The 12,511-nt window shown below is 38.4% G+C and carries 10 protein-coding genes and 1 pseudogene; 7 read left to right on the forward strand and 4 right to left on the reverse strand.

Annotated features, from left to right (window positions below):
• Positions 1-311, reverse strand: a pseudogene (gene tnpA / locus HX021_RS18900) (IS66 family insertion sequence element accessory protein TnpA); the annotation flags it as partial.
• Positions 312-841: 530 nt separating this feature from the next.
• Here tnpA and HX021_RS18905 point away from each other — a divergent pair.
• The 5 genes from HX021_RS18905 to HX021_RS18925 all read left to right on the forward strand — a co-directional run bounded on the left by HX021_RS18905 (position 842) and on the right by HX021_RS18925 (position 8,981).
• On the forward strand, positions 842-1,426 hold the full coding sequence (locus tag HX021_RS18905; protein ID WP_286592128.1) for an RNA polymerase sigma factor: 585 nt from the start codon (positions 842-844) through the stop codon (positions 1,424-1,426).
• 50 nt (positions 1,427-1,476) lie between these two features.
• Positions 1,477-2,667: a FecR family protein gene (locus HX021_RS18910; protein ID WP_286592130.1), complete on the forward strand. Its 1,191-nt coding sequence runs from the start codon at positions 1,477-1,479 to the stop codon at positions 2,665-2,667.
• Between the two features lie 185 nt (positions 2,668-2,852).
• Positions 2,853-6,326 (forward strand): SusC/RagA family TonB-linked outer membrane protein, encoded by a 3,474-nt coding sequence (locus HX021_RS18915; protein WP_286592131.1) that lies wholly within the window; start codon positions 2,853-2,855, stop codon positions 6,324-6,326.
• Positions 6,327-6,339: 13 nt separating this feature from the next.
• Positions 6,340-8,097, forward strand: a complete 1,758-nt coding sequence (locus HX021_RS18920) for a RagB/SusD family nutrient uptake outer membrane protein (RefSeq protein WP_286592133.1) — start codon at positions 6,340-6,342, stop codon at positions 8,095-8,097.
• Positions 8,079-8,981, forward strand: a complete 903-nt coding sequence (locus HX021_RS18925) for a DUF6528 family protein (protein ID WP_286592135.1) — start codon at positions 8,079-8,081, stop codon at positions 8,979-8,981. Before HX021_RS18920 ends, HX021_RS18925 begins: the two co-directional genes overlap by 19 nt.
• 171 nt (positions 8,982-9,152) lie before the next feature.
• Here HX021_RS18925 and HX021_RS18930 read toward each other — a convergent pair whose 3' ends face one another.
• Complete coding sequence (locus HX021_RS18930) at positions 9,153-9,524, reverse strand: DoxX family protein (protein ID WP_286592137.1); 372 nt, start codon at positions 9,522-9,524, stop codon at positions 9,153-9,155.
• A gap of 93 nt (positions 9,525-9,617) precedes the next feature.
• Here HX021_RS18930 and HX021_RS18935 point away from each other — a divergent pair, with 93 nt between their 5' ends.
• Complete coding sequence (locus HX021_RS18935; RefSeq protein WP_286592138.1) at positions 9,618-9,971, forward strand: winged helix-turn-helix transcriptional regulator; 354 nt, start codon at positions 9,618-9,620, stop codon at positions 9,969-9,971.
• 79 nt (positions 9,972-10,050) lie between these two features.
• Positions 10,051-10,593, forward strand: coding sequence for a dihydrofolate reductase family protein (locus HX021_RS18940; RefSeq protein WP_286592140.1), 543 nt, complete (start codon positions 10,051-10,053; stop codon positions 10,591-10,593).
• 94 nt (positions 10,594-10,687) lie between these two features.
• Here the strand turns inward: HX021_RS18940 and HX021_RS18945 are convergent, their stop codons facing one another.
• Together HX021_RS18945 and HX021_RS18950 are read right to left on the reverse strand one after the other, a co-directional pair.
• Positions 10,688-11,785 carry a DUF2891 domain-containing protein gene (locus HX021_RS18945; protein WP_286592142.1) on the reverse strand — a complete coding sequence of 366 codons (1,098 nt, stop codon included), beginning with the start codon at positions 11,783-11,785 and terminating at the stop codon, positions 10,688-10,690.
• A gap of 14 nt (positions 11,786-11,799) precedes the next feature.
• Positions 11,800-12,507: an SIR2 family NAD-dependent protein deacylase gene (locus HX021_RS18950; RefSeq protein WP_286592144.1), complete on the reverse strand. Its 708-nt coding sequence runs from the start codon at positions 12,505-12,507 to the stop codon at positions 11,800-11,802.
• Between the last annotated feature and the right edge of the window lie 4 nt (positions 12,508-12,511).

Consider the following 12,511-nt stretch of genomic DNA (forward strand, 5'->3'; position numbering starts at 1 on the left):
CTCCTCACGGGAGTAACCAACAAGCTCGCGCTTCTCGGCAGGCCCTAGAGCTTTTTTTCGATGACATCTTTTAAAACGGTAATATGCAGAGCTTGTTCGGCAACTATCTTTTTATATTGGGCCAGCTCGCGCTCCATATCCTTCATCTGTTTGAGCTGAGATGCCTCCATACCGGAGTATTTACTTTTCCACGAATAGAATGTTCCCTGACTGATTCCATGCTCACGGCAGATATCCGATACCGATTGCCCTGACTCCTGGAATGATAAGATCTTGATGATCTGTGACTCGCTGAATTTGCTTTTTTTCATTGTCCCTAATTTATAAAACTACATTAATAATCGTAGCTATTTTTAGGGGAGATTACAGATCCTCGACTTCAATTTTTCATTTTCAGGCTGGTCAACAACGTTTTTTTTGGCTTCCTTTTTCTCTCCATCACAATAAATTTAATTTATTCCTAATTCAATCTATAGAGATTTAAATGACATGTGGTCTCTAACATGAACTAATCTTTAATAAGAAATGGTTTGGTTTAATTTTAGAAATGCCATTCTCTTTAAATTTTTATGGGGTCTTTTTTCTCTAATCATCAATCAGATAAAGAATAATAAACTTTAACTGGCAACCAACAATAGATTTTTTTATAGACTAACAGTCACCCTATTGTCGCACATACTAATTTAGTTTGCATTATATAAAATACTTACAATAACGTCTTTTTTGTGTAAGTTTGAAGTATAACCATACGAAAGAGATAACGATATAGTAACTTTCGTTTAATAAACAATTAAACTTAGGACCCTTATTTTAGGATTTAATATTTGATCATTTTGCTACTATGAAAGGTGAAGACATTATATGGACCTCTGATGATTTCAAAAGATTTCAGGCAGGCGACTGTATTTTGTTCAAAAGAGTCTATAATCACTTCCAAAGTGCTATTTTAGTAAAAGCTATGCGATTTTGTAGTCAAGTAGAAGATGCTGAAGAGATCGTTCAGGAAACCTTTATCCGTCTTTACCAACATCGCCTTTCCATTGGTGAACCAGCAGCTATTTACCCATTTCTATTTACTGTTTCTAAACGCCTTTCCATTACTTTTTTTAGAAAAAGGGTAGTCAAAGCGAAATATCTCGAAAGTTTGGGGAAGAACTGGACAGAGCTATCGATGGCTTTTCAGGATCAAATGGAAAGTCACGACATACACAGGTTGATCCTTGAAATATTGGATGAACTGCCTGCTCAGCAAAAGCTTATTTTCATCAAGAATAAACTTGAAGACCAATCTTATCAAGAGATCTCCGATCAATATGGCATTAAGAGAAATACCGTGCGAAACCATATAGCCTTAGCAAGTAAATTTGTACGCTTTAGATTAGGAAAACTGTTATTATTTATGTTTTTTATAAAAACTTTATTTTGATTGGTACTTTCACCTGACTTCAGCGTGTACACTATTAGAAGCGCGCAAGTATGGAAGATAAAGCTCGATTAAAATATCTAATCAAACGATTTAACGAAGGCAACTGCACTGCAGAAGAACTGGAACAATTAAATAGATTCTTGGAATCTTCAGACTATGTATCCCAATTTGACGCTATATGGGACACAGAAGATCATGAGTCCGTGTTGTCCCAGCCACAAACTGCAAGCCGCCGTTTTGAGGCAGTTATCGCTGATACTCAAGAAAAAGGAAAGATACGCTTCATATGGCGTAGAAATTCATTGAGAGCAATGGTAGCTGTGGCATGCCTACTTTTAATTTTGGGTGTATACCTGCTTTTGATACAACAGCAAACAACTGTTATCGCAACAAGGCCATCTTCAAATCCAACAGCCATTCTTCCTGGCCAGGAAAAAGCTAAAATCTTCTTTGACGATGGCCAGTCTATTGATTTAGAATCCTTACAAACAGATCATGTGGTACAGGTGGGAAAAATTGGTATCATAAAAAGAAAAAATGGGTCGATATCGTATATCAATACAGCCTCTGCCTCCAGTTTAGGGACTACTGTGTACAATAAAATAATCACCCCGCGTGCTGGCGAATATCATCTCATACTGCCAGATGGAACACAAGTATGGTTAAATGCCATGACAACCTTGCGGTATCCCATATCATTTGATGCAAAAGAAAGAGTTGTGGAATTGGATGGTGAGGCTTATTTTAAAGTCAGCAAGCAACAATACCAAGGAAAGCATATTCCTTTCATCGTAAATACCGGCAACCAACAATTGGTGGTGCTCGGAACAGAATTTAATATCAACAGTTATACGAAGCAGATCCAAACTACATTAGTAGAGGGAAGTGTAAGCCTCACAAACAGAAAATCTGGAGATACCCCTTTGGTGATGAAACCAAATCAAATGGCACAGATGGACACCGGCAGCGGCGATTTTGTCCTCAATATGGTTGATCCATTCTATATCATTGCTTGGAAAAAAGGGCAATTTGCATTTGATGACAAGCCTCTAAACGAAGTCATGGAATCTATCGGCAGATGGTACAATGTAGATATCTCTTATCGCACGGATATCAGCAACATCCGCTTTTCCGGAACAGTCTCCAAATTTGAACAGCTTGACAAACTGCTTAAATTTCTTGAATTATCAGGCGACGTACACTTTAAAATTACAGAAAGGAGGGTGATCGTGATGAAATAGTTTTGTGCTCTATCGCTATACATGAAATCAGGAGCGCTGGTCCCGCCCCTGATCCATTGTCTTGCGACAAACGATTGCATTTAAATCCATTGTAAAATTTAAACAACCAATTACAAATGTATAAAAAATTTCAACGCTATCCTTTATGTGGAAAAGGATATGCTTACGCTTTTAAATCAATTTCCATGAAATTGTCATTGGCTATACCGCTTCTATTTGTAGCTTCATTGCAAGCTAAAACCAACACGTTCGGGCAAAGTATTACCTTGAATAGAAAAAATGTCAAACTTCAAGTCGTATTGAAGGAATTCCAGAAACAGAGTGGTTATAGTATCCTCTATAACTCAGCTCTGATACCTTCAAAAAAAATCGATGTTCATCTTGCCAACGAGAAAATTGACCTAGCGCTTCATAAAGTGCTGTCTTCATTTAATCTAAGCTTTAATGTTGTGGACAACAATATCATTCTTATACCTGGCAAACCAAAAGAAAGGGCTGTTGAATTTGAGGTTGAGGTAGACCAACTTCAACAGAAAAAGCAGGTCTCCGGAACTATTGTAGACGATAAAAATATGCCATTGACGCGCGTTTCCATCACAGAAAAAGGTACCGGCAACCAAGCGGTATCGGACGACAAGGGCTTCTTCGAGATTAAACTCATTGGCAATAAAGCAATACTGGTCTTTTCCGTGATCGGTTTTGAACATCAGGAAGTATATGCAGATACGGGAAAGCCGATGAAAATACAACTATTTCCTACACTGACGGCAATAGATGAGGTGGTCGTGGTAGGTTATGGCCAGCAAAAAAAGGCTAATCTTACCGGTGCTGTAGATAAGATTTCTTCGGACAGGTTGGAACGATTCAAAACAACAAATCTTGGTGAATCTCTTGCTGGACAGGTACCCAACCTCAATATTAATTTCAGTGATGGGAAACCCGGCCGTGGAGCATCCTTCAATATTAGAGGGACAACATCAATTAATGGTGGTTCACCCTTAGTATTATTGGATGGAGTACCAATTTCCTCTTTTGAACTCAATAATATCAGTCCTCAAACCATTGATAATATTTCCTTTCTGAAGGACGCGTCATCTGCTGCAATTTATGGAGCAAGGGCCGCGTACGGTGTAATTCTCGTCACCACTAAAGAAGGAAAAGAAGGTAAAACTGAAGTCAACTACAACAACAACTTCAAATGGGGAAAAGCTACTAAGATTCCTAAAGTATATACAGGAACAGATTACCTGGAAATCCAGGAGAAGGAGTTCAACGCTAACATAGGACAAACTTACTATACCTCGCCGCAGGTACAATATCCCTATGATGTTACCAATGATCCATCGTTGCCTTTATATGATTTGCAGACCATAGGCGGAAAGGCCACTCTTCTGCTTGGAGGTCCTGTAATCAATTATTATGATGAATGGTTTAAGGACTATAGTCCCAGTCAAAACCACAATTTAAGTATCCGTGGTGGCGGTACCAAACTGAAGTTTTACCTCTCCGGAGACTATAACAAACAAGAAGGCAGTTTAAAGTTTAAACCGGATCAAATCAATCGTTACAACCTTCGCAACAATAATACCTTTGCTATTTCAGACAAGGTGAGTATTTTTACAAAATCATCGTTGACCATCCGCAATGACAATGTACCCAATACTTATCTATATGGTTTTAGTTCTAATCCCTGGCGTTTTATCGACAATACCAATCCACTGCTACCCGAAACGATAATGGTGGATGGCAAAGCAGTACCCACAGATATTGGCTTCTACAGGAAGTTTATCGAAAGCCAATCGGATGATCACCTCAACACCAAAAGCTTTTTGAATTCGATTGGTGGCGATGCCAAGCTATTGAATGATGACCTAAAATTACATGCCGACTTTTCTTACCTATATTACCAATGGTATCGAAATAGATGGTGGGACAATACCGGTCCCTATTTATCGCACTCATTCAATAATAGAAATGTTGTACTGGCATCGTATGCGGATGCCGGTCCACCAAAGGTATATAAAAGCAATACACAGAGCGACCTGTATAATATCAATGCCTACGCCAATTACCAAAAATCATTAGGAAAACATAAAATCGATTTAACTTCCGGTATGACCTTTGAATCCTACCGGTATCATTATGAAACGGTAGAACACCAAAACCCTATTGTTGGTCTTGATGAGCATGCGATTAATCTTGCAACGGGGTTATTTCAGGGTAGCGATGATGATGACAAATATGCCAACAGAAGCTTCTTTCTAAGGGCCAATTATAATTTCAATGAGAAGTACCTTTTAGAAATAAACGGCATGCACAATACAACTTCAAAATTTAGAAAAGAAAAAAGAGGTGCATTTTTCGGTTCCATTTCGGGTGGATGGCGTATATCCGAAGAACCATTCTTCCTGCCACTGAAAAATACCGTCAACAACTTAAAAATTCGCGGTTCGTTTGGATCCCTTGGTAATCAGAATATTGGTTCTTTTGACTATCTATCGATCATGAGCATGACCCGATCTCCCTTTTTGCTTGATGGAGAACAATATACTTACACTTCAGTACCGGCGCCAAAATCCGAGAATTTTACTTGGGAAACAAGCAAAAGTGTCGATGTGGGAATGGATGCCAGTTTTTTTAACAACAGACTTGAACTTGTGGCCGACTGGTACCAACGAAATACCAATAACATGCTTGCTCCTTACCATTCACTCCCATCCGTCTTTGGAGCCACCGTACCTAAAGAAAACATAGCTTCCTTACGCAACCGTGGCTGGGAACTCAGTCTTGCTTGGAATGACAAAATCGGAATCACTGACCCCGTCGAATATGGCATCAGATTTAATATTTCGGATTACAGAGCTTTTATTACTGATTATTATAATCCCACCAATTACCTAGGGGACCTTTATATCGGAAAGGAAATGGGCGAAATCTGGGGATTGAATACGTTAGGATTCTTCCAGAGTGATGAAGAGGCAAAGAACTCTCCAATCTTAAAGACCAACAGCTATAAGCAGTTTGTATCCAAAGGAACAATTAGATTTGAAGATAGTAATCAGGATGGAGAGATTAGCAAGGGAGCGTGGACATTGGATGACCATGGAGATTATAGAATTATCGGAAACTCTACTCCTCGCTATCAATATGGTATCAACTTAAATGCTAGGTACCATGGTTTTGATATAGCGGCATTTTTCAAAGGTGTGGGAAAACGTGACATCTACCCAAGTGCCGAAACAGCAAATTTTTGGAGTTCATACAACCGTAAATATCAGGTACTCTTGGAGCATGTTGTTAATGACCGGTGGACAGAAGACAATCCCAACGCTTACTTTCCAAAACCTCAAGGTTATATTGCACTTGGGGAAAATGATCTAGGGGTGGCACAGACGCGCTATCTTCAAAATGCAGCTTTTTTACGGCTAAGCAACTTGATTATAGGTTATACTTTTCCAAAAAGAACGTTTAACAATAAGATCAATAATTTACGTGTATACCTAGCGGGGACTAATCTACTGGAATGGACCAAGTTACACGATACACTTGACCCCGAAGGCTTGGAAAAAGATCCAGATGCAAATGCTGCCAGTGTTGGGATGGGAACAGCCTACCCCATCCAGAGAACCTTCTCATTTGGTATTGAACTTGGCTTTTAATTCTATCATACTCATGAAAAAAATCACATATTATTCGATTTATAGCATCATATTCCTTCTGACAACGGCCTGTAGTAAGGAATTTGATTTACGCCCAGAAACACAAGTGGCAGAGTCGCCGTCTCTTTATAAAACGGATGCCGGACTGGAAACATTTGCTAATGGATTTTATAATAATCTGGATCCAAATGTCATTAAAGATGACAAATATAGTGACAATATGGAGCATATAACAACACCCCCAGCAATGAGATCCTCAAACTACACAGTCCCAACCGCCTTGGGTAGTGGAGGTTGGAGCTGGTCCCAATTAAGAAATATTAACTACTTTATCCAAAACGTCAATGCATATACTGAGGACCAGGAACTTAAAAGAAAGTATCTGGCAATAGCTCGCATATTCAGAGCACAGTTTTACTTCCAGAAAGTAAAGACTTTCGGCGATGTCCCCTGGTATTCCAGTCCGCTAAAAACAAGCGATACGGAAGAGCTTTATAAGGGACGGGACGCAAGAATACTGGTCATGGACAGTGTTCTCAGTGATCTTGATTTTGCCATCGAACATCTTCCCGCAGAAAAAAGTAAAAACAGAATGACCAAATGGACAGCACTTGCATTAAAATCAAGAATCGCCCTTTTTGAAGGAACATATCGAAAATATCATACAGAAGCCAAACTACCAAATGCGGAATCTTGGCTCGCCTCATCGATCAGTGCCTCCAAAGAGCTTATCGATGGAAAGGTATATAGTCTATACACGACAGGGCTTGCAGATAAAGATTATGCGGCTCTCTTCCAAGCTGCTTCAGCAAACCCAAATGAAGTTATTTTAGCTCGTTCATCTACAGAAAATTTCATCTATTATACCCCAGAGTTCACCTCAACTTCAAATGGTAATTTTGGCGCCACTTTTTCTTTATTGTCAGATTATCCTAACCTCGATGGCCGGTCTTATTTTGAAACTAATAATGGCGATATCTTCAAAAAGACCTATTACGAAGAGTTCCAAAACAGAGATTTCAGGATGAAGCAAAGTATCGTCCATCCAGGTTATATCAGAATCGGCACTTCAAATATTGCTGTCAATGATTTCGCTGAAAACCGCACCGGTTATCAGGTGACAAAACGGGTTGGCACACCCATGGAGGATCAGGGCAGTGACCACCGCGATGTCATCCTTATTCGTTATTCCGAAATTTTGTTAAACTATGCCGAGGCACGAGCTATATTGAATAAGCTGACACAGGAAGACCTAGACCTCACCATCAATGCTTTGCGTCAACGTGCAGGAATAAATAACAAATTGATTCTACCATTAAAGACTGACGCTAATCAGCTTTCACGCTATAAAAGGACACAAGATGCCAATGTGCTGGAAATATGTCGTGAAAGACGCATAGAATTGGCATTTGAGGGATTCAGAAAAGATGATCTAATTCGCTGGAACGAAGGTCATTTATTCAGGTCGGATTACCATGGAATCTATATAAAGGGCTATAACGAATATATTGATTTGGATCATGATGGTAAATTTGATCTCTATGTCATGCGCCCAACAGATACTCCCCCTACAGATAAAATCACAGGAGTACAATATTTCAAGCTATCTAATGTTAATGGCCTAAGTGACGGTAACTCAGGCCGTATTATGCCTTATAGCTTGGCCCGTAAACCATTTCAATCTTGGGAATATCTAAGCCCTATTCCATTGGAAGAACTCACATTGAACAATAATTTAAAACAAAATGAAGGATGGAACCAAGTAAAATAATTCAGCTAATCTCGTTATGGATTGCCATCGCCCTTCCATTTATAGGTAATAGTCAAATCCTATCTCAAATCCCCAAAGGTTATTGGGTGGTCTGTGGTGATGACAAGGTACTCGTTATTAATCCAGCAATAGGCTCAGACAGTTCTGCTATCATCTGGAAATGGCAATTCAAGGAAAGTGCCAACCAATTGCCTAAGGAATATGGCGATTATTTTAAATCTCTGGATGACTGCAAACCCGTATTAGATAATAAAAAGATCTTGATCACCTCTTCGACCGGAGCAACCTGTTTATTAAATATCGCCAATAAACAAATTGAATTTTATGCTAAAACGCCAATGGCACACTCTGCAGATTTATTGCCCGGAAATTTAGTGGCCGTTGCCAATTCCACACATCCTAAAGGAAATTCTCTGGAACTTTATCGTCTGGACCAAATGGACAAAGTGATATACAGCGATTCTCTTTACTCGGGCCATGGTGTGGTATGGAATGATAAGTTACAACAGTTGTTCGTATTAGGTTACACAGACCTTCGCACTTATCAGCTAACAACAGATAAAAACGCATTAAAGCTCCTCAATACCATTATCATCCCTGGTGAAGGGGGGCATGACCTTTCCTATGTGGATAATGACCGTTTATTGGTTTCTTATAGTGAAGGTATAGCTGTCTATTCTATAAAGAGTAAAAAATTTGAACAATTTCCTCCTTTAAAAGATATACATCATATAAAATCAGTCAACTGGAATCCAATATCAGATCAGCTAGTCTACACGAAAGCGGAAGAAAGTTGGTGGACTTACCATATTTACGGAATCAATCCGAGGCAAAAAGTTCATATACCCACTGTAAAACTTTATAAGGTACGGGTTGCCCATTAGACGTTGCGTCCTACTTGATTTACACCGAGGTGACATTTTATCCTAATCCAAGGTGTACCACTAAAATAAACACTACGTCTACTACCTAAACCAAGTAGACGTAGTGTAAAACTAATATTACCTAGACCAGAAATGCCTTTAGCATGAGACTCGCTGTCTACAAACACTTGATTAAATGGTGATGCGGAAATTTTTATCGGTTGCCAGCAAAACCAAGGTGAGAATGCACATGAGCAAGGAACTGTAAAAATGCTCATATTCCTGATGTGCCATATGTGCTGTAAAAGCACCTATCGCAAAGGGGAGCAAAACCAAAATACCTAAATTTTTAAATTGGGATTTATATAAACCGAGCAGCAGAAGTAAGACCCCCAACAACTCTGCGATACCGATAAGTATTGTCCAGCTTTTATTAAACCCCAATGATTGCATACTCTGCATCATGGATTGCTTTTGAAAAATCTTAAATAATGAAGCGTAGCCAAACACATACAGATAACATGCGTAGCTCAACCAATGAATAATTGTCTTGATAAGTTCCATTTTTATACTTTATTAGATTCATACAAATTTCTTTATTAATTTGTATGGATACCAGTACATACACGATTGTATGATACGAACAAAAAAATAAGTATGAACACCAGGAAAGAAAACTCGACGAATAATATAAATGAAATTTATTGGAAAGACCATTGCGGAATCGCCTTCACCTTATCAATAATAGGTGGAAGATGGAAAATTAACATTCTTTCCTTTCTTTTAAATGAAGGAATACTTCGTTTTGGTGAATTGAGAAAAAGACTCATAGGTATTTCCGAACGTATGTTAACCGTGAAACTGAAAGAATTAGAGCGGGACGGATTAATCAAAAGAAATATATACCAACAGGTACCACCAAAGGTAGAGTATGAACTGACTGATCACGGACGCTCATTGAAAGAAATCTTGATTTTAATGAATAAATGGGGTGAGCTAAACATGCAATAAAGAGCTAGCTACTATGAAAGAATCAAAAATACAAAATAATTTAATTGTGACTACATTTTTCTTTATATATATTTAGATTATGAAGAAAATTATATACTATGTAGCATCATCGTTGGATGGTTATATCTCCGGAGTGGATGATGATGTAACGGGGTTCAAGTTTACAGGAAAAGCTATCGACAAGTATCTTAATGACCTCCAATCTTTCCAAACTGTCATTATGGGAAGAAATACTTATGAGTTTGGTTACAAATTCGGTGCAAAGCCAGGAGCACCCTCACCTACTTATGCACATATGCAACATTATATATTTTCGAATAATTTGACTTTTGATAATAAAAGCGATCAAGTAGAGGTTAAAAAGTTAATCCCGGAAGTAATAGATAAGATAAAAACGGTATCCGAGACAGATATTTACTTGTGTGGTGGTGGCAAATTGGCAGGTTGGTTATTAGAGAACAAAAAAATAGATGTTATTAAACTCAAAGTCAACCCCCTTATATTGAACAGAGGGACCAAGTTGTTTGAAGGAATTGATACAAGTTATCAGCTAGATCTCTTAGAAAGCAAATCTTATGCTGACGGAATACAATTATTGACTTACAAGATCAACTATGATTAGGCGGCAAGAATATATTCCTTGCCAGTGTAAAGACGACAAGGAATATATGGACCTATTTTTTTTTCAACAAAACTACCAAGTTCAAATCATCCGATCAATTCTTTGATAACGCATAAAGTGCAAATGTACCAAGCCAGTGTGAGCCCATATAATCGTCTTTCGTTGTAATATTAGGTAATGAATAATTAAGATGTTTATTCGCAACCATATGCAGATAGCTCAATTCGGGGAGTGCTCTTGCTATCCCATTCAAGCAAGTGGCACGACTGAAATTCAATCCATCCAAATGAACTAAATGACCATCACTACGATCTCCTACAACACCTGGTTCTAAATTGAATTCTGGATTAAAAAGCTCCGGAAGAAATTTTTTCAACCATTTGCGATAATCATCTTGTTGCATAACCAAACTCATACAAAGTGCTTCTTCTAAACATGGGGATAGGAAATCACTTCCACTTGGTTCAAACGAAATATTACAGTTTCTATCCTGATTAAATAATCGTAGCGCATTTGTCATTAAAGACTTTTCAAATGTTACATTATTTGTTTCTTTTGCATAATCAAGGGCTAATGAAAGACCAAAGGCAGAGTTATCATGATAACCAGTTCGAATTGGATACACCAACTTTGGCAAGTATTCTTGATAAGATTTTATAATATGTTTGGTCAACGGATCAAGAATGCTGGCCCATCGTTGTGCATCTGTGTCATTCCAGGTCAAGAGTTCTTTTTGTAGCTGCAAAAGCCAAGCCCAGCCATAGGTACGTTCGAAGTTTTTATTATTCTTATCCTGAAAGAAAGCTAATTCAGTGGTTATTTTCTCAACGGTAATATTCCGGTTGAGCTGTTGACGGATATGATTGTCCTTATCCAAATATGGAAACCGCTTTAAAATATGTACAATTGACCAATAACCATGTACAGACGAATGCCAATCAAAACATCCATAAAAAACCGGATGTAAATTACGAGGAGCTTTCAAGTCTTCAGAACTGCCCAATACTTGTCCCAATTTATTTGGATATTCTGTTTCAATACATTGTAACGGTAAAGCAAGTAGATGTTTTGCCTGTACACTATCTAAACTTAACGGGCTGATGTTTGCATCTTTATTTTCTTTTACATCGGCGCTATTCTGGCAGGAAATTGCTAAAAAGGAGCCACAAAGTAATCCTATTATTCTTTTCATAATCTATTGTTTTATTAACTTTTACCTATAGCTTGTTCAAGCAATTGATCTACTAAAATAGGAACTGCAATAGTGGCAACTTCTTCCACACAATGAACCTTATTCAAGACCATTATTTCTGGTATTTTCTGATCGATCAAGTAAATCCGACAATGAGTTGGGGCAAATTCTTTAAGACCTGCCGCTGGATATACTTGTAGGGAAGTTCCTATGATCAACAAAATATCAGCTTTGGAGACCTGAGTCATTGCGTGCTCAATTTCTGGAACAGCCTCCCCAAACCAAACGATATTAGGCCGCAATTGACTCCCTTTCTCACAAAGGTCTCCCATTCTTATTTCGTTACCTAAAACAGGATAGATCAATCGATCATCAATAGATGACTTTGCTTGGTCCAACCGACCATGTAAGTGAATAATATGTGATGACCCAGCTTGTTCATGTAAGAGGTCGACATTTTGTGTCACAATAGTAACATGATATACCGATTCTAATTTCTTCAGGGCAAGGTGTGCCGCATTCGGTTTTGCAGAGCTCGCAGCTTTCCTTCGCAGATTGTAAAACTCCTGTACCAAACTAGGGTTCTTCTTCCAGCCCGCAAGGGAAGCAACTTCCATGACGTCATGTCCTTCCCACAAGCTATTGGCATCCCGGAAAGTTGGTATACCACTTTCTGCCGAAATACCGGCCCCTGTCAATATTACAATATTTTTCTTTTCCATTATC

Source organism: Sphingobacterium sp. N143 (assembly GCF_030325625.1).
Lineage (GTDB): Bacteria > Bacteroidota > Bacteroidia > Sphingobacteriales > Sphingobacteriaceae > Sphingobacterium.

Bases quoted from the DNA above. Each gene is read 5' to 3' on its own strand.
- HX021_RS18905 (WP_286592128.1), top strand. From the start codon at position 842: ATGAAAGGTGAAGACATTATATGGACCTCTGATGATTTCAAAAGATTT.
- HX021_RS18925 (WP_286592135.1), top strand. From the start codon at position 8,079: ATGGAACCAAGTAAAATAATTCAGCTAATCTCGTTATGGATTGCCATC.
- HX021_RS18945 (WP_286592142.1), bottom strand. From the start codon at position 11,785: ATGAAAAGAATAATAGGATTACTTTGTGGCTCCTTTTTAGCAATTTCC.
- HX021_RS18910 (WP_286592130.1), top strand. From the start codon at position 1,477: ATGGAAGATAAAGCTCGATTAAAATATCTAATCAAACGATTTAACGAA.
- HX021_RS18920 (WP_286592133.1), top strand. From the start codon at position 6,340: ATGAAAAAAATCACATATTATTCGATTTATAGCATCATATTCCTTCTG.
- HX021_RS18915 (WP_286592131.1), top strand. From the start codon at position 2,853: ATGAAATTGTCATTGGCTATACCGCTTCTATTTGTAGCTTCATTGCAA.
- HX021_RS18930 (WP_286592137.1), bottom strand. From the start codon at position 9,524: ATGGAACTTATCAAGACAATTATTCATTGGTTGAGCTACGCATGTTAT.
- HX021_RS18935 (WP_286592138.1), top strand. From the start codon at position 9,618: ATGAACACCAGGAAAGAAAACTCGACGAATAATATAAATGAAATTTAT.
- HX021_RS18950 (WP_286592144.1), bottom strand. From the start codon at position 12,507: ATGGAAAAGAAAAATATTGTAATATTGACAGGGGCCGGTATTTCGGCA.
- HX021_RS18940 (WP_286592140.1), top strand. From the start codon at position 10,051: ATGAAGAAAATTATATACTATGTAGCATCATCGTTGGATGGTTATATC.